Source organism: Bacteroides gallinaceum, assembly GCF_030373775.1.
Lineage (GTDB): Bacteria > Bacteroidota > Bacteroidia > Bacteroidales > Bacteroidaceae > Phocaeicola > Phocaeicola excrementipullorum.
On record NZ_JAUDEN010000021.1, the window covers coordinates 29,648 to 45,550 of the forward strand.

Sequence of the window (15,903 nt, forward strand, 5' to 3'; positions counted from 1 at the left end):
AATCGTACCTTATTTACAGATTTGCGCTTTCATTCATGCGCCGGAATGCCTGCGTGTCTTCAGTCATCCCGGCGGAGGCCGAAAAATGAGCTGTTATCTTGATGCGGATGACGGCTCATTTTTTTTATTTGTCCCATCATCCGCATCAAAATGTCCCGTCACGTTTTCAGAAAAGCCGGCTGATGGCTTCGGAGGCTATGCGGCAGCGGAGATGCGTGTATTTTTATGTGTGGCATAAACCGCTGAGAAATAGCCACTATCAAAAAATGAATATTTATATCTGCAAATTATTCTTGAAATTATTTGGCTGATTCAACCGAAAAGCTTACCTTTGCACTCGCAATTGAAAAAGCACTCTTAGCTCAGTTGGTAGAGCAACTGACTCTTAATCAGTGGGTCCAGGGTTCGAATCCCTGAGGGTGTACGATTTTTCGGAAAGTTTGACAATTTAATGGATGCACTCTTAGCTCAGTTGGTAGAGCAACTGACTCTTAATCAGTGGGTCCAGGGTTCGAATCCCTGAGGGTGTACCAGAGGACCCGGCCGTGAGGTGTGAGGGAACTCCAAAAAGACAAGGCTCTTCAAGTCGTGCAGACCTGGAGAGCCTTTTTTCTTTCTCCTCTTCCTTTTTTGCCGGGGCACGCATGTGCATCCCCGGCATGTCTTTGCTTTTCATTCAAAATGATACATGTCTGAGGGAAGCACACGGCGCAGCGGAACCACCTGGAGGTCTTTGCCGACGGTGATGCCCTTCTCTTTCAGTGCCAGCTCTACTGTTTTCAGTGCCAGTTCGGGGTGGTTGTTGTCTTTGCTCAGATGGCACAGCCACACATATTTCAGCCTGTCCGTAAAGTTCTCCGCCAGATAGTCGGCAAGCTCCCTGTTGCTCAGGTGCCCGTTCGGGCCTGCTATGCGCGCTTTCAGGTGCGGAGGATACGGTCCCATCTGAAGCATCGTTTCGTCATAGTTTGCCTCGATGATAAGGTAGTTTGCCTCTCTGATGAAGCGCGCCGCCTCGGGAGTGATGTGTCCGATGTCCGTGAGGAATGAAAACACCTTGTCTTCCGCAGTGATGCAGTATCCCACGTTGTCCGTTCCGTCATGCGGCACTTCGAAGCAGGTCACGTTGAAGTCTGCCAGTTGGAACGTTTCGTTTTTCCGGATGAAGCGTATGTGTTCTCCGCTGAGCTTCTCGGTCATGCAGTAGCTTTTGCGCATTCCGCCGTGAATCTCTTCCGTCGAATAGACGGGAATGTTGTATTTTTCTCCCAGATGCCCTACGGCTTTGATGTGGTCGGCATGGTCGTGTGTCACCAGCACGCCCCGCACTTTTCCCAGGCTGAGCCCGTGTTCCTTGAACACTTTCTTTATGGTGCGTATGCCTATTCCTGCATCTATCAGTATCGCGTTGTTGTCTGTAGCAAGGTAATAGCAGTTTCCGCTGCTTCCGCTTGCCAGGCTCATGAATTCTATTTTCATCGGTCTTCTGTTTTTCTTTTCTTTTTAAAAACGGAATGCAAATATACTAAAAAGATGGCTTCATGCGTTCGTGGCGGGAGGCAAGTTTCTGACAAAGCTGACGGAAAAGGCGAAAGGAGTGCCCTGCTGTCAAATATTTCGGCCGGGGAAGGGGCGGATGTCGAAAAATCCATTACATTTGTGATTCGGAAAACCATTTGAAGACCTTTTAAAGATAAATTTTATGTCAACCTTAACCGTAACAATCATCATCGCATTCATTGCCGGATACTTATGTATCGCTTTAGAAACCTTAACCCGGGTCAACAAGGCCGCTGTAGCCTTGCTGATGCTGGTAGTGTGCTGGACGCTCTACATGTTCGACCCCGGAAACTTTCCCGGCATCTCTTCAGACGGAATCGCCGCGGCTGCCGGTTCGGTCATTGAGGGACATCTGGGAAGCACGGCCACAACGCTGTTCTTTCTGATGGGGGCGATGACCATTGTAGAAACCGTGGACCAGTACGGCGGCTTCAACTTCGTGCGCAACATGCTCAAGACAAAGAGCAAGCGCGGACTGCTGTGGCGCATCACGGCGATGACGTTCATCCTTTCGGCCATCCTCGACAACATGACTACGGCCATTGTGATGGTGATGATCCTGCGCAAGCTGGTTGACGACCGCAAAGACCGTCTGATCTATGCCTCGCTCGTCATCATTGCAGCCAATTCGGGCGGTGCGTTTTCTCCCATCGGCGACGTGACTACCATCATGCTCTGGAACAAGAGTCTGATTACCGCGGGGGGCGTCATCAAGGAGTTGTTTGTGCCTTCGCTTGTATCGATTGTTGTGCCTGCCTATATCCTGTCCCTGTCGCTGAAGGGAAATGTGTCCGGCGCGGCAGAACCGGAAACGTCTGCCATCGGCAACGGACTTACCGATGCGCAGCGCAAGACCGTGTTCTGGGTGGGTGTCGGCGGACTGGTGTTTGTGCCGGTATTCAAGTCGGTCACACATCTGCCTCCGTTTGTCGGCATCCTGCTGGTTTTGGGACTGCTGTGGCTGGTGACCGAACTGTTCTACCGCGGGCAGGCCGAACATGACGAAAGCACGCAGAAGCGTCTTTCGGGCATCATCTCGCGCATTGACATGAGCACCATCCTGTTTTTCCTCGGCATCCTGATGGCGGTGGCCTGCCTGCAGGAAGTGGGTGTCCTGGCAACGGTGGGCCAGGGGCTTGACGATGCGTTCAACGGAAACTATTACCTCATTACAGGCATCATCGGCGTGCTTTCGAGCATTGTTGACAATGTTCCGCTTGTTGCCGGATGCATGGGCATGTATCCGCTGGCCGAAGTGGGCGACATGGCCCGCGACGGAATATTCTGGCAGCTTCTGGCTTATTGTGCCGGAGTGGGCGGTTCGATGCTGATTATCGGTTCGGCGGCAGGTGTCGTTGTGATGGGACTGGAGAAGATCACCTTCGGCTGGTATATGAAGCGCATCACATGGGTTGCCTTTATCGGCTATGTAGCCGGCATTCTGGCCTACTGGCTCGAAAAGGCTGTTGTCGGGCTGTGACAATCATTGTTCCGGGAGCGGCGCAACTTCATCATGCGGCCGCTCCGTCAGACGGGAGGACGGCGCAGCTTCTTTTCCTTCGTTCCCCGAACGGTTCTTTTTCCCTTTCCGCTCAGAGAAATGCAGCGCTTATTTGCCTTCGGATTCCGCGCCTTGCATCTTCTTCAATTTCCCAACAGCTTTCTCCAGCGACTCTTCCGGCTTGATGATGTTGTAGTTTCCCCAAAAGTCTTTGTCGAAAAACAGGGTTGCGTCATCCGAGAGTGCCTGCTCCGTGCCGAAGGCTTCGCGGACAGGAATAGCGTCGGCAGAGGGCTTGATGTCTGTCACCACCATTTCTGAAACGACTGCATACGAGGTGGCGAACAGCCTGCGCCGCCAGTCGCATCTGAAACGGATTTTTCTTCATCTTGCCGGCCCTTTGCTTACACCCGGACGATTTCATAGTTTCTGCTTCCCAGTCCGATTCGCTCTGCATATTCCACCACGTGCGCTTCTCCGCGGCTTTCAATGCGCTGGATGAGCGGGCGGTTGTTGTTGCCGTCCGCAGGCGTTACGGCGTAGACCAGATCAAGGCAGACTTGCTCCAGTGCCACGGGGTCGGCGGAGGCAAGGATGCCAATGTCCTGCATTTCGGGCGCGGCAGGACTGGAGTCACAGTCGCAATCCACCGACAGGTTGTTCATCACGTTGATGCAGATCTCCTGATATGCTTCGCTGTATGCTTCTGTCTGGCAGTCAGGCTGTTTAGAAGGAAATGGCAGTGTTTCTTCTTCCGCTCGCCGTGGAAATTTCTTTATCTCCAGGTTAGAGATACAAATCTTTAGCCTGAAGATACATGTCTTTAGCTTAGAGATACATATCCTCAGACTGGAGATGAAGTCTTTTTCTCCGTTGCCCGGGAAATGGCAGGGGAAGCTGCGGGTGAAATGCCCGGGCCCTTAAATATTTTAAGCATTATATAGAAACTGGAAAGGAATAAATTTGTACTTTTGTGCCGTATGAGCAGAATTTTAGCTATTGATTACGGAAGGAAGCGCACGGGGATTGCCGTTACCGACCCGATGCAGATTATCGCGAACGGACTGACTACTGTCCCGACAGGCGAATTGATGGATTTCCTGCTGGACTATATGAAGCGGGAGAAGGTGGAGCGTATCATTATCGGACATCCCAAGCAGATGAACAATCAGGATTCTGAAAGCATGAAGTATATCGTGCCTTTCGTGAACCGCCTCAAGAAGGTGCTGCCCGACGTTCCGCTTGAAATGGTGGACGAACGCTTCACTTCCGTGCTGGCGCATCAGGCTATGCTGGCGGGAGGACTCAAGAAAAAAGACCGCCAGAACAAGGCACTGGTCGATGAAATCAGCGCGACTATCATTTTGCAGTCTTATCTGGAATCGAAACGAATGTAAAACTGAATTATAAAACTACAGAAACGAAATGATTTTACCTATTTATGTATTTGGTCAGCCTGTCCTGCGTGAAGAGGCACAAGACATTACTCCGGATTATCCGAACCTGAAAGAACTTATCGCCAACATGTTTGAAACGATGGACCGTGCCGACGGGGTGGGGCTTGCGGCTCCGCAGATCGGTCTGCCCATCCGCGTGGTGGTGGTGGATCTTGATGTGCTTGCCGACGACATGCCTGAGTTCAAGGGCTTCCGTCGCGCCTATATCAATCCGCACATACTTGAAGCCGGCGACAATCTGGTTGCGATGGAGGAGGGGTGTCTGAGTCTGCCCGGCATTCACGAAAGCGTAAAGCGTCCGGACCGCATCCATGTGCAGTATCTTGACGAAGAGATGAAACCCCACGACGAATGGGTGGAAGGTTATTTGGCCCGCGTGATGCAGCATGAGTTCGACCATCTGGACGGAGTGATGTTCATCGACCATCTGTCTGCTCTCCGCAAGCAGATGATCCGCGGAAAACTGAACAGTATGGTGAAAGGAAAAGCCCGCTGTTCGTATAAGGTGAAAACTGTAAAATGATAAAGAAGTTCCTATACATATTATATATAGGTATGTGCTTTCCGGTGGCATCAGCGGCACAGATCAATGCCGAACGGGTGATGACCATCGGAAAGAACGCGCTCTATTTTGAGGACTATGTGCTGTCCATTCAATATTTCAATCAAGTAATTAACGCAAAGCCTTACATGGCGGAGCCTTTCTTCTACCGCGGTCTTGCCAAGATGAATCTTGACGACTATCAGGGCGCGGAGTCGGACTGCAGCGAAGCGTTGAAGAGAAACCCGTTTGTGGTGAACGCCTATCAGGTAAGAGGCATCTCGCGCATACGCCAGGGGAAATACAAGGATGCCATCGGGGATTATCAGAGGGCCTTGAAACTGGATCCTGAGAACATCAGCCTTTGGCATAATCTTGCCTTGTGCCGGATGCATGAAGAAGAATATCCTGTGGCGCGTGCCGAACTGGATACGCTTATCCGGATAGCGCCGCGCTATACCGACGCTTACCTGATGCGCACGGAGGTTTCCCTGAAGCAGAAGGATACGCTGCAGGCCATGACGGATGCCGACAAGGCGATCGAAATTGACCGCTACAATCCCGATACCTGGACTTCGAGGGGGATGCTTTTTCTTCAGCGGGAAAAATACAGTGACGCCGAATCGGACCTGACCGAGGCCATCCGCCTTTCGGTGCGCAACTCAAGCGCTTATATCAACCGCGCGCTGGCGCGTTACCACCAGAACGACCTGCGGGGGGCGATGTCGGATTATGACCTGGCTCTGGATGTAGACCCCAACAACTTTATCGGACACTACAACCGCGGATTGCTGCGTGCGCAGGTGGGCGATGACAACCGGGCTATCGAGGACTTCGACTTTGTGCTCAAGGTGGAGCCGGACAACATGATGGCTACGTTCAACCGCGGCCTGCTGCGCGACCGTACCGGCGACTATTCCGGGGCAATCGACGATTATACGGCTGTGCTGGATGAATATCCGAATTTCCTGGCCGGATACCAGTACCGTGCTGCCGCGCGCCGGAAAATCGGTGACCTGAAGGGAGCCGATGCCGACGAGTTCAAGGTGCTGAAGGCACAGCTTGACGCGCAGAACGGAAAGAAGCCGCAGACTGCCTCGAACGACGAAAAGACCCGCAAGCAGTCGGACAAGAACGTTGAGAATTACCGCAAGATTATGGTGGCCGACGATGAAGACGACAGCAGCAAGTATAAGACAGACTACCGCGGACGTGTGCAGGACCGCAACGTGAACATTCTTCCGCAGCCGATGTTTGCCCTTACTTATTACGAGCGGCAGGATGAAGTGAAACGCCAGGTGAACTACTACAAGGGGATTGACGACATGAATGCCCGTCACGAACTTCCGCAGCGCTTGCTGATCACCAACAGCGAGGCTTCGCTGGACGAAGGACAGGTGAAGCAGCACTTCGCTTCGATCGACGCGCAGAGTGCGGTCATCGTGAAGGAACCGGAGAACGTGCTCCATTATTACGCGCGTGCCATCGACTTCTATCTGGTTCAGGATTTCGACAATGCGTTGAGCGACCTGGATGAAGCGATTCGCCGGGATTCGACCTTCATGCCTGCTTATTTCAGCCGTGCGCTTATCCATTATAAGCAGCTGGAGTATATGAAGCGCGACAAGAACTATGAGGTGGAAGTCAAGATGCCCGACGGCGACATGCAGGTTCATGCTTACGACTACAACCGGATAAAGGAGGATCTGGATGAAGTGATACGCCTGGCTCCTGATTTTGTTCACGCCTACTATAACCGCGGAAATATCCTGACTGCCATGAAGGATTACCGTGCGGCGCTTGCCGATTACTCGAAGGCGATTGAGATCGATCCGCGTTTCGGCGACGCTTACTTCAACAGGGGGCTGACAAACATCTTCCTCGGGAACAATGCGCAGGGCATACGTGACCTGAGCAAGGCGGGCGAGCTTGGAATATTCTCGGCATATAATATCATCAAGCGGTTTACGTCTGTTCCGGAAAAATAAGGTTGAAGCCGAGGTTAAATAAAAAGTTTTATATAATTTTGTACACAATAACAGATAAATATTGAACATTATGGTAAAGATAACTTTTCCTGATGGCTCCGTTCGTGAATACAATGACGGAGTTACCGGTCTGCAGATTGCAGAAAGCATCAGTTCGCGTCTGGCACAGGATGTACTGGCCTGCGGCGTGAACGGCGAAACGGTTGATTTGAATCGTCCGATAAACGAAGATGCCGACTTCGTTCTTTATAAATGGGAAGACGAGCAGGGCAAGCACGCTTTCTGGCATACAAGCGCGCACCTGCTGGCAGAGGCTTTGCAGGAACTTTATCCGGGCATTCAGTTCGGTATCGGTCCTGCCATTGAGAACGGATTCTATTACGACGTTGATCCGGGGGATGGCGTGGCAATCAAAGAGAGCGATCTGCCTGCCATCGAAAAGAAAATGGTTGAACTGGCTGCACGCAAGGAGGAGCTTGTGCGCAAGAGCATAGCCAAGGCAGATGCTTTGAAGATGTTCGGCGACAGAGGCGAAACTTACAAGTGTGAACTGATTTCCGAACTGGAAGACGGCCACATCACCACATATACGCAGGGCAGCTTTACCGATCTTTGCCGTGGACCTCACTTGCTGTCTACCGCTCCCATCAAGGCTGTCAAGCTGCTGTCGGTGGCCGGAGCTTATTGGAGGGGACAGGAAGACCGCAAGCAGATGACCCGCATTTACGGCATCACTTTCCCTAAGAAGAAGATGCTTGATGAGTATCTGGTATTGCTGGAGGAAGCCAAGAAGCGCGACCACCGCAAAATCGGCAAGGAAATGGATCTGTTCATGTTCTCCGACATGGTGGGCAAGGGACTGCCGATGTGGCTGCCGAAAGGCACTGCGCTGCGCATCCGCCTTCAGGATTTTCTGCGCCGCATCCAGGCCCGCTACGATTATCAGGAAGTGATGTGTCCGCCCATCGGAAACAAGATGCTGTATGTGACTTCCGGACACTATGCCAAATATGGCAAGGATTCGTTCCAGCCGATTCATACGCCGGAAGAAGGAGAAGAGTACTTCCTGAAACCGATGAACTGTCCTCACCACTGTACAATCTATAAGAATTCTCCCCGCTCATACCGCGACCTGCCGTTGCGTATCGCAGAATTCGGTACGGTCTGCCGTTATGAACAGAGCGGCGAACTGCATGGGCTGACTCGCGTGCGCAGCTTTACACAGGATGATGCGCACATCTTCTGCCGCCCGGATCAGGTGAAGGATGAATTTCTCCGCGTGATGGACATCATCTCAATCGTGTTCAAGTCAATGAATTTCGAAAACTTCGAGGCACAGATTTCTTTGCGTGATAAGGTGAACCGCGAGAAATACATCGGAAGCGACGAGAACTGGGAAAAGGCTGAGCAGGCGATTGTGGAAGCCTGCCAGGAAAAAGGTCTGAAGGCAAAGGTTGAATACGGAGAGGCTGCATTCTATGGCCCGAAACTGGACTTCATGGTGAAGGATGCCATCGGCCGCCGCTGGCAGTTGGGTACAATCCAGGTTGACTATAACTTGCCGGAGCGTTTTGAACTGGAATATATGGGGTCTGACAACCAGAAGCACCGTCCGGTAATGATTCACCGCGCGCCGTTCGGTTCGATGGAGCGCTTCGTGGCCGTGCTTATCGAACATACAGCCGGAAAATTCCCGCTGTGGCTGACTCCCGATCAGGTAGCTATTCTGCCGATTTCAGAAAAGTTCAACGAATATGCGGACAAGGTGCGCATGGAACTCAAGAAATATGACATTCGTGCAATCGTAGACGAACGCAATGAGAAGATCGGCCGCAAGATCCGTGACAATGAAATGAAACGCATTCCTTACATGTTGATTGTGGGCGAAAAAGAAGCCGAAAACGGCGAAGTTTCGGTTCGCAAGCAGGGTGAAGGCGACCAAGGTTCGATGAAAATCGAAGATTTTGCAAAAAATATTGCAGAAGAAGTTCATAATATGATAAATAAATGGTAAATTTGCAACCGCTTTGTGGAAAAGGTAAAAATCTTTGCTGCAAGGCGGTGAGCAAAATAATTTATAACTCTTAAAAACAAACAGGAAGAAAAGATTTTAATGAAAAATGACTCTTTGAAAGGGCAACATCGAATCAATGAACAGATTCGCGCCAAAGAAGTACGTATCGTTGGAGATAACATTGAATCGGCAGTGTATCCGATAGCTCAAGCTTTAAAGATTGCTGAGGAACATGAAGCCGACTTAGTTGAAATTTCACCCAACGCTGTTCCTCCGGTTTGCAGAATTATAGATTATTCTAAATTCCTTTATCAGTTAAAGAAACGTGCAAAGGAACAGAAAGCAAAGCAGGTTAAAGTAAATGTGAAGGAAATCCGCTTCGGTCCTCAGACGGACGAACACGACTACAACTTCAAGCTGAAACATGCGATTGGCTTCCTTCAGAACGGCGACAAGGTAAAGGCATACGTGTTCTTCAAGGGCCGTTCGATTTTGTTCAAGGAACAGGGTGAAGTGCTTCTGCTGCGTTTTGCCAATGATCTGGAAGACTATGCGAAGGTTGAGCAAATGCCGCTGCTGGAAGGAAAGCGTATGACCATCGCTCTTTCTCCCAAGAAGCCCGGGGCAAAGAAGCCTTCGAAACCGGCCGCTGAGCCTGTTCAGAAAACAGAAAAGACAAATGAGTAACGCGCCGGTATAGTGCGTTGCCATTATATTTAGTAATAATTAAATATTAAACAAAATGCCAAAAGTTAAAACTAACTCCGGTGCCAAAAAAAGATTCGCTCTTACCGGAACGGGTAAAATTAAGAGAAAACATGCTTATCACAGTCACATCCTGACTAAGAAGACTAAAAAGCAGAAAAGAAATCTTGTTCACATGGGATTGGTAAACGATGCCAACAAGAAAGCTGTTAAGGAACTTCTGTGTCTGCGTTGATTCTTTGAGAAGCGTAAAAGTATCATTTAATTTATTAACCGAATGCATTAGCTTTAAGTCCGGATGCGATATTCGGCGCTATCATTCAAAAACTAATTAAAACTATGCCAAGATCAGTAAATCATGTTGCTTCTAGAGCAAGAAGAAAGAAAATTTTGAAATTGACCAGAGGTTACTTTGGTGCAAGAAAGAATGTTTGGACCGTTGCCAAGAATACTTGGGAAAAAGGTTTGACTTATGCCTATCGTGACCGCAAGAACAAAAAACGTAACTTCCGCGCATTGTGGATCCAGCGTATCAACGCTGCTGCACGCCTGGAAGGTATGTCATATTCTAAGCTGATGGGTGCGCTGCACAAAGCAGGCATCGAAATCAACCGCAAGGTTTTGGCTGACTTAGCGATGAACCACCCTGAAGCATTCAAGGCAGTAGTTGCAAAAGCTAAAGCCGCTTGATAAGGCCGAAAGTAATGATTTTATAAAAGGTACCGTGTTGCGGTACCTTTTTTTATGGCTGATATTTTGTTTATTCAAATAATTGTCGTACATTTGTAATACAAAATTGAAGCCGTACTTGCAGAATCGGGAAACTCATCAAATTATATGAAATACCGAGAACAGCTTCAACCTCCAATGGCGGGCCACGCCTTCGGGTAGCATTTATGCCGGTGGATTACAAAGGGGGTGAGCACTCAAATCTTGTTTATCGGAGTTTCGTCACGCCTCGGGTGCGGCTTCTCTTTTTTCTTAATTGTAAGGCGAAGAATCTTGTTTTTCATGTGGTCAAGGTTCTTCGCCCTTTTAATTCTGGTTGTTATGATTCTGTATTTTTCCGGTGTCGGCAATTCGCGCAAGGTCGCTGAATGTGCGGGCAAGATGTTGGGCGAAACTGTTTTTCCGCTGACAGAAGTTGTTGGCAATAAAAGAGATGCCCTTGTTCTTCAGGCTAATGAGGCTTTGGGCTTTGTGTTTCCGGTCTACTCATGGGGACCGCCGGCCGTGGTGCTCGGCGCGTTGGAGAGGCTGCATCTGTCTTCCATTCCGGCATATGTGTATTTTATCTGTACCTGCGGGGATGATACCGGAAAGACAGCCGACATATTCAGAAAGGCTGTCAGGCACAAAGGGTGGGAGTGTCATGCCGGCTTTTCTGTGACGATGCCCAATACATATGTCTGTCTGCCAGGCTTTAATGTAGACTCCAGCCGTCTGGCAAACCTGAAGCTGAACAGCATGAAAGGCAGGGTGGAATTTGTCGCATCGTGCATCAGGAACCGCGAGCGCAAGTGGGATTGCCATGAAGGGGCATTTCCCCGCCTGAAGTCTTATGTGATACGTCCGCTTTTCAACCGTTACATGACTTCTCCGAAACCTTTCCATGCGGAAGATATTTGCATATCGTGCGGCAAGTGCGAGCAAGTGTGTCCGATGCACAATATCCGGCTGGTTGACAGACGTCCTGTCTGGGGAGCGGACTGTGCGCTCTGCCTCGCCTGTTACCATCATTGTCCGAAACACGCTGTTGCATACGGCGGCATGACAAGAGGCAAGGGACAGTTTACGCCGGAAAAGAAAGGATAAAGCGGCTTCCCTTGTTCGGTTGTGACTCCACGGAGATTTGACCGCCGTGAAGCAGGACAATCTGCTTGCAAATCGCCAGTCCGATTCCGGAACCGCCGGATTTGGTGGTGAAGAACGGGACGAAAATCCGTTCGGTGACTTCAGGGAGTATGCCTTCGCCGTTGTCGGTTACCTGAAAGTTCCATTCTTTTCCTGTTGCCGAAACGCTGATGCAGACTGATGCGTCGGCAGTATGCTCACAAGCTTCCAGTTCATTCTTTATCAGATTGATGAACACCTGCTCCATCTGTCCCCTGTCGGCTTTCCAGCGGGGGAGGTTGTCGGGCAATTTGAAGGAGAGAAAGGGTTTGCCGGCGAAAAGCTGCTGCAGGCCGTTGAAGAAATCATGCACGTCAATGTCTGTTTTTGCCGGAGGAGCGATGCGGGTCAGTTTCCTGTAGTTTTCCACGAATTCCAGCAGGCTCTTGCTGCGGCGGCGGATGACTTGCAGTCCTTGCTGCATCTGCCGGCCCGTAAAGTTGTCGGCTGAGTCTGTCATGTTGCGTTCGCTCAGCGTATCGGCCAGGGAGATGATCGGCGTGATGGAATTCATGATCTCATGAGTCAGCACCCGGATAAGCTTTTGCCATGCCTCCATTTCGGTCTGTTCCAGTGCGGTATGGATATTTTTCAGGCTGACGAGCCAAAATGTTTTTCCCTTCAGTTGGATTTGCGTGGCCGTTACTGCCAGTTCAGCCGGTATGGGCCGGCTCTGCAGGCGGGCTACAGCCTGCTGATTCTTGAGCGCTCCACTGATTTCCTCGGGCAGGATGTTGCAGTTGCCCACCAGTTTCTGCGCGGCTTTGTTCATCCACTCCATGCGGCCATTCTCGCAGCAGACCAGCACCGCCGTATCAACCCTGTTCAGCAGACTTTCGTAATACTGATGCTTTGTTTCTTCCTCATTCAAATGCGTGCGGATTGTTTTCAGGGCGGCAGAAAGATCCTCTGCCAGCATCTGCATGTTCCTGTCGCTGAAGGCAGGGCAGGCCAGTTGCGAGAGATCGTTGTTTTTCATGCAATCCACAATGCGCTTCATGGTCTGCACCTGCCGGGTCTGCATCCGGTAAAGACTGATTCCGATTCCGGCAATGACTCCGGCAGAAGCCGCGGTGCAGAACCACAGGCCGTGCATTGCCGCATATACGCCTGACGCGGCAAGCAGCACCAGACTGAGGATGTGCAGGACAAGTGAAGAGGCGTAACTTTTCATAATCCCAGTTTTTCTATTTTCCGATATAAGGCAAAGCGGGTGATGCCCAACAATTCTGCGGCACGGCTCATGTTGCCGTTGCTGGCGCGCAACGCCTTTTCCACTGCCTTCCGTTCCAGTTTCTCCAGATTCAGTTCTTCGCCAGCCTCCTCATGAACCTCGTTCGCGGCCGCCGGGAAAAAGAAGTCGCTTGGGCGGAGCAGAAGATTCTCGCTCAGTATCACCGCCCGTTCCAGCGTATGTTGCAGCTCGCGCACATTGCCCGGCCAGCTGTATTTCAGCAGCTTGTTTTTCGCTTCGCGGGTCAGTCCCTTTATTTCTTTGTGGTATTTCCGGTTATATCCTGTCAGGAAATGTTCAGCCAGCAGCAAGATATCTTCTCCCCGTTCCCTCAGCGGCGGTATGCGGAGTTCGATGGTATTGATACGGTAGAGCAGGTCCTGTCGGAAACCGCCCTCGGCCACCCGCTGATGCAAGTCGGCATTGGTGGCACAGATCAGCCGCACGTCGATGGGAGTCGGCTCTATCGCCCCCAGACGTACAATCTGCCGCTTCTCGAGGGCTGTCAGCAGTTTGGCCTGCATCGGGAGCGAAAGATTGCCGATTTCGTCCAGAAAGAGCGTGCCTCCCGAAGCGATTTCCATCCTTCCCGGTTTGGCTTTCCGGGCATCCGTAAAAGCCCCCTTTTCATAGCCGAACAGTTCACTTTCGAACAGCTGTTCCGGTATGCTTCCCAGGTCGATGGCCACGAAAGCCGCATCCTGCCGGGGAGAGAAATACTTCAACATCCGCGCGATGAGATCCTTTCCCGTTCCGTTTTCCCCCAATATAAGAATATTTGCGTCGGTATTTGAAAGCTTGCCGACAGTTTCTTTCACTTTCTGCATGGCAGGTGAGTTTCCGATGAGTTCGGGCAATCCGTCATCGCCTTTAAGGGCGAGCATCTGCGCCTGCAACTTTCCCACTTCCCTGCGCGAGCGGCTCAGTTTCAAGGCCGAGGAGAGTGTGGCAAGCAGCTTTTCTTTTTCCCACGGCTTCGACACAAAATCAGTGGCTCCTTCCTTGATGGCCCGCACCGCCTTGTCGGTATCAGCGTAGGCAGTCATGAACACCACCACCGCCTGAGGGTCGGTTTGCAGGATCTGTGCCAGACAGTCGAAGCCTTCCTGCCCGCTGATGGCGTCCCGCCGGAAATTCATGTCGAGCAGGATGACGTCGGGACGGAAAGTAGTCATGAAGTGTTCGATACGCGAAGGCTGCGTGGTCACCTTTATCTTTTCCATATAAGGCTCAAGCAGCAGATTGAGGGCGAAAAGCACGTCCTCGTTGTCGTCTATGATCAATATTTTTCCTTTCTCTTCCATTTTGCATGATGTTGGTATGCAAAGATAGTGATTTTCTGTTTGTGCTGTATGTGCGTTTCCGCACGTAAAATGTGTGGTTGCGCACATCGGAAGTCAATTCCTTTCCAGAACATTTCGCTGAATTACAGTATATTGCACTTATGGCACAGGTTTTGATTGTCTGAAAGAGGTTTATTATCAGCAGGATATGAAGCATTTGTTTTTGTCGATATTCTTTGCCGCCTCCCTTTCGGGGAATGCCGGAGCCGAACGGCTGACGCTGGGCGATGCCATACGTATGGCCCAAGCCCATTCGCCGGAAGCGCAGGCGGCCGAACATACTTACCGGGCCGCCTACTGGAGCTACCGTTCGTTCCGTGCCAACTATCTTCCGGAAGTGAATCTGGTGTCGGAGCCTTACCTGAACCGCCAGATCAACCGGGTGACGCAACCCGACGGAACGGAGCTGTTTGTGCGGCAGAACCAGTTGATTACGGATTTGGGACTGCAAATCAGCCAGAACGTATGGTTTACGGGCGGCAACCTGTTTGTGCAGACCTCCACCCAGCGGATGGACGAGTTCGGAAGCCACACAATCGCATACAATTCGTTGCCTGTAACCATTGGCTACCGGCAGTCGCTTTTCGGATACAATTCGTTGAAATGGAACCGCCGCATCGAGCCGGTGCGCTTTCGGGAAGCGAAAAAGACGTATGCCGAAACGCTGGAGCTGATTGCCGCCAGAACGTGCGAACTGTTTTTCAGCCTGGCTGCGGCACAGGCGAACCTCGACATTGCCCGATCGAACTATGCCTCGGCAGATACGCTCTACCGGTATGCCAAAGGACGGTACGACATCGGGAGCATCACGGAAAATGAAATGCTTCAGCTGGAAGTGAACAGGCTGAACGAGGAAACGAACATGATGAAGGCGCAGATTGAGGTAGAGGATGCCATGCTCACCTTCCGTTCGTTTTTGGGAATCAGGGAAGAAACCGTTATTGAGGCTGTGCCTGAGGACAGCATACCCCGGTTCGAGGTGCCTTTGACCGAAGCGATGGAACAGGCGTACCGCCACAGTCCGGAGCCTGACACCTACCGGAGAATGAAGCTCGAAAGCAAAAGCTCGCTGGCTCAGGCGCGGGCGGACAGGGGACTGAAAGCCGATCTGTATCTGCGGTTCGGCCTGTCGCAGACTGCCGGACGGCTGGCTGATTCGTGGCGCGATCCGCTTGACCAGCAATACGTGAGCCTCTCGCTTGTCGTTCCCATTCTCGACTGGGGGCGCGGACGGGGAAAGGTGCGTGTGGCCAAGTCGAACGTGTCGCTGGTGGAAACGCAGACAGAGCAGGGCATGAACGACTTTGAGCTGAACGTGCGCAAGATGGTGCGTCAGTTCAACTTGCAGGCCCGTCAGGTAGAGGTGGCGGCGCGTACGGACGAAACAGCCCGCCGCCGTTATGAAGTGGCTCTCCGCCTGTATCTGATGGGAAAGTCGACCGTTCTTGATCTGAATGCGGCTATCAGCGAAAAGGATACGGCACGGCGCAACTGCATCGAAGCGATGAAAACCTATTGGACGCTTTACTACGGTTTGCGCAGCATGACGCAATACGACTTCGAGCATGACTGCCCTCTGACGGAGCGTCTGCCCGAAATATGATTCTGATGGGCGGAGAGGGACAGGCGGCTGGAATGAGGATTCCAAGCCGTTGCGATCACCTCTT

The 15,903-nt window shown here is 51.3% G+C and carries 14 protein-coding genes, 2 tRNA genes and 1 pseudogene; 12 read left to right on the plus strand and 5 right to left on the minus strand.

Annotation, left to right across the window (positions count from 1 at the left end; all coding sequences use genetic code 11):
• Positions 1–351 precede the first annotated feature (351 nt).
• Positions 352–424 (plus strand) — tRNA-Lys (locus QUW60_RS11565).
• A 33-nt stretch (positions 425–457) separates the two neighbouring features.
• A tRNA-Lys gene (locus QUW60_RS11570) sits at positions 458–533 on the plus strand.
• A gap of 139 nt (positions 534–672) precedes the next feature.
• On the opposite strand, the gene QUW60_RS11575 is transcribed toward QUW60_RS11570, so the two are convergent.
• The gene (locus tag QUW60_RS11575) at positions 673–1,479 is read right to left on the minus strand and encodes an MBL fold metallo-hydrolase (protein ID WP_258338695.1); all 807 of its coding nucleotides are present in this window, start codon (positions 1,477–1,479) and stop codon (positions 673–675) included.
• Positions 1,480–1,702: 223 nt separating this feature from the next.
• On the opposite strand from QUW60_RS11575, the gene nhaD reads away from it, so the two are divergent.
• A complete protein-coding gene (gene nhaD / locus QUW60_RS11580) occupies positions 1,703–3,040 on the plus strand; it encodes a sodium:proton antiporter NhaD (protein ID WP_289560659.1) in 1,338 nt (445 codons plus the stop codon).
• Between the two features lie 129 nt (positions 3,041–3,169).
• Here the strand turns inward: nhaD and QUW60_RS11585 are convergent, their stop codons facing one another.
• Entirely contained in the window at positions 3,170–3,376 is a 207-nt protein-coding gene (locus QUW60_RS11585) for a hypothetical protein (RefSeq protein WP_289560660.1), read from the minus strand.
• An 89-nt stretch (positions 3,377–3,465) separates the two neighbouring features.
• Positions 3,466–3,735 (minus strand): annotated as a pseudogene (locus QUW60_RS15155) (DUF362 domain-containing protein); the annotation flags it as partial.
• 306 nt (positions 3,736–4,041) lie between these two features.
• Between QUW60_RS15155 and ruvX the strand changes: the two are divergent.
• The 8 genes from ruvX to QUW60_RS11630 all read left to right on the plus strand — a co-directional run bounded on the left by ruvX (position 4,042) and on the right by QUW60_RS11630 (position 11,581).
• The gene (gene ruvX, locus QUW60_RS11595; protein WP_258338698.1) at positions 4,042–4,458 is read left to right on the plus strand and encodes a Holliday junction resolvase RuvX; all 417 of its coding nucleotides are present in this window, start codon (positions 4,042–4,044) and stop codon (positions 4,456–4,458) included.
• A 28-nt stretch (positions 4,459–4,486) separates the two neighbouring features.
• Entirely contained in the window at positions 4,487–5,041 is a 555-nt protein-coding gene (gene def / locus QUW60_RS11600) for a peptide deformylase (RefSeq protein WP_289560661.1), read from the plus strand.
• Complete coding sequence (locus QUW60_RS11605; RefSeq protein ID WP_289560662.1) at positions 5,038–7,047, plus strand: tetratricopeptide repeat protein; 2,010 nt, start codon at positions 5,038–5,040, stop codon at positions 7,045–7,047. Before def ends, QUW60_RS11605 begins: the two co-directional genes overlap by 4 nt.
• Positions 7,048–7,117: 70 nt before the next feature.
• Complete coding sequence (thrS, locus tag QUW60_RS11610) at positions 7,118–9,061, plus strand: threonine--tRNA ligase (protein WP_289560663.1); 1,944 nt, start codon at positions 7,118–7,120, stop codon at positions 9,059–9,061.
• Positions 9,062–9,160: 99 nt separating this feature from the next.
• The gene (gene infC, locus QUW60_RS11615; protein WP_258338702.1) at positions 9,161–9,748 is read left to right on the plus strand and encodes a translation initiation factor IF-3; all 588 of its coding nucleotides are present in this window, start codon (positions 9,161–9,163) and stop codon (positions 9,746–9,748) included.
• 55 nt (positions 9,749–9,803) lie between these two features.
• Positions 9,804–10,001 (plus strand): 50S ribosomal protein L35, encoded by a 198-nt coding sequence (gene rpmI, locus QUW60_RS11620; RefSeq protein ID WP_258338703.1) that lies wholly within the window; start codon positions 9,804–9,806, stop codon positions 9,999–10,001.
• A gap of 104 nt (positions 10,002–10,105) precedes the next feature.
• Entirely contained in the window at positions 10,106–10,456 is a 351-nt protein-coding gene (rplT, locus tag QUW60_RS11625) for a 50S ribosomal protein L20 (RefSeq protein WP_258338704.1), read from the plus strand.
• 360 nt (positions 10,457–10,816) lie between these two features.
• Positions 10,817–11,581, plus strand: coding sequence for an EFR1 family ferrodoxin (locus QUW60_RS11630; RefSeq protein WP_289560664.1), 765 nt, complete (start codon positions 10,817–10,819; stop codon positions 11,579–11,581).
• Here the strand turns inward: QUW60_RS11630 and QUW60_RS11635 are convergent.
• Complete coding sequence (locus tag QUW60_RS11635) at positions 11,559–12,833, minus strand: sensor histidine kinase (protein WP_258338706.1); 1,275 nt, start codon at positions 12,831–12,833, stop codon at positions 11,559–11,561. The genes QUW60_RS11630 and QUW60_RS11635 overlap by 23 nt on opposite strands.
• Positions 12,830–14,197, minus strand: a complete 1,368-nt coding sequence (locus tag QUW60_RS11640) for a sigma-54-dependent transcriptional regulator (protein ID WP_289560665.1) — start codon at positions 14,195–14,197, stop codon at positions 12,830–12,832. The genes QUW60_RS11635 and QUW60_RS11640 overlap by 4 nt, the downstream gene beginning before the upstream one ends.
• 187 nt (positions 14,198–14,384) lie before the next feature.
• Here QUW60_RS11640 and QUW60_RS11645 point away from each other — a divergent pair, with 187 nt between their 5' ends.
• Positions 14,385–15,839, plus strand: coding sequence for a TolC family protein (locus QUW60_RS11645; protein WP_289560666.1), 1,455 nt, complete (start codon positions 14,385–14,387; stop codon positions 15,837–15,839).
• The last annotated feature ends 64 nt before the right edge of the window (positions 15,840–15,903 follow it).

What these genes read in the sequence shown, in the direction of transcription:
- QUW60_RS11575 (WP_258338695.1), bottom strand. Translation starts at nt 1,479, where the DNA reads ATGAAAATAGAATTCATGAGCCTGGCAAGCGGAAGCAGCGGAAACTGC.
- nhaD (WP_289560659.1), top strand. Translation starts at nt 1,703, where the DNA reads ATGTCAACCTTAACCGTAACAATCATCATCGCATTCATTGCCGGATAC.
- QUW60_RS11585 (WP_289560660.1), bottom strand. Translation starts at nt 3,376, where the DNA reads ATGGTGGTGACAGACATCAAGCCCTCTGCCGACGCTATTCCTGTCCGC.
- ruvX (WP_258338698.1), top strand. Translation starts at nt 4,042, where the DNA reads ATGAGCAGAATTTTAGCTATTGATTACGGAAGGAAGCGCACGGGGATT.
- def (WP_289560661.1), top strand. Translation starts at nt 4,487, where the DNA reads ATGATTTTACCTATTTATGTATTTGGTCAGCCTGTCCTGCGTGAAGAG.
- QUW60_RS11605 (WP_289560662.1), top strand. Translation starts at nt 5,038, where the DNA reads ATGATAAAGAAGTTCCTATACATATTATATATAGGTATGTGCTTTCCG.
- thrS (WP_289560663.1), top strand. Translation starts at nt 7,118, where the DNA reads ATGGTAAAGATAACTTTTCCTGATGGCTCCGTTCGTGAATACAATGAC.
- infC (WP_258338702.1), top strand. Translation starts at nt 9,161, where the DNA reads ATGAAAAATGACTCTTTGAAAGGGCAACATCGAATCAATGAACAGATT.
- rpmI (WP_258338703.1), top strand. Translation starts at nt 9,804, where the DNA reads ATGCCAAAAGTTAAAACTAACTCCGGTGCCAAAAAAAGATTCGCTCTT.
- rplT (WP_258338704.1), top strand. Translation starts at nt 10,106, where the DNA reads ATGCCAAGATCAGTAAATCATGTTGCTTCTAGAGCAAGAAGAAAGAAA.
- QUW60_RS11630 (WP_289560664.1), top strand. Translation starts at nt 10,817, where the DNA reads ATGATTCTGTATTTTTCCGGTGTCGGCAATTCGCGCAAGGTCGCTGAA.
- QUW60_RS11635 (WP_258338706.1), bottom strand. Translation starts at nt 12,833, where the DNA reads ATGAAAAGTTACGCCTCTTCACTTGTCCTGCACATCCTCAGTCTGGTG.
- QUW60_RS11640 (WP_289560665.1), bottom strand. Translation starts at nt 14,197, where the DNA reads ATGGAAGAGAAAGGAAAAATATTGATCATAGACGACAACGAGGACGTG.
- QUW60_RS11645 (WP_289560666.1), top strand. Translation starts at nt 14,385, where the DNA reads ATGAAGCATTTGTTTTTGTCGATATTCTTTGCCGCCTCCCTTTCGGGG.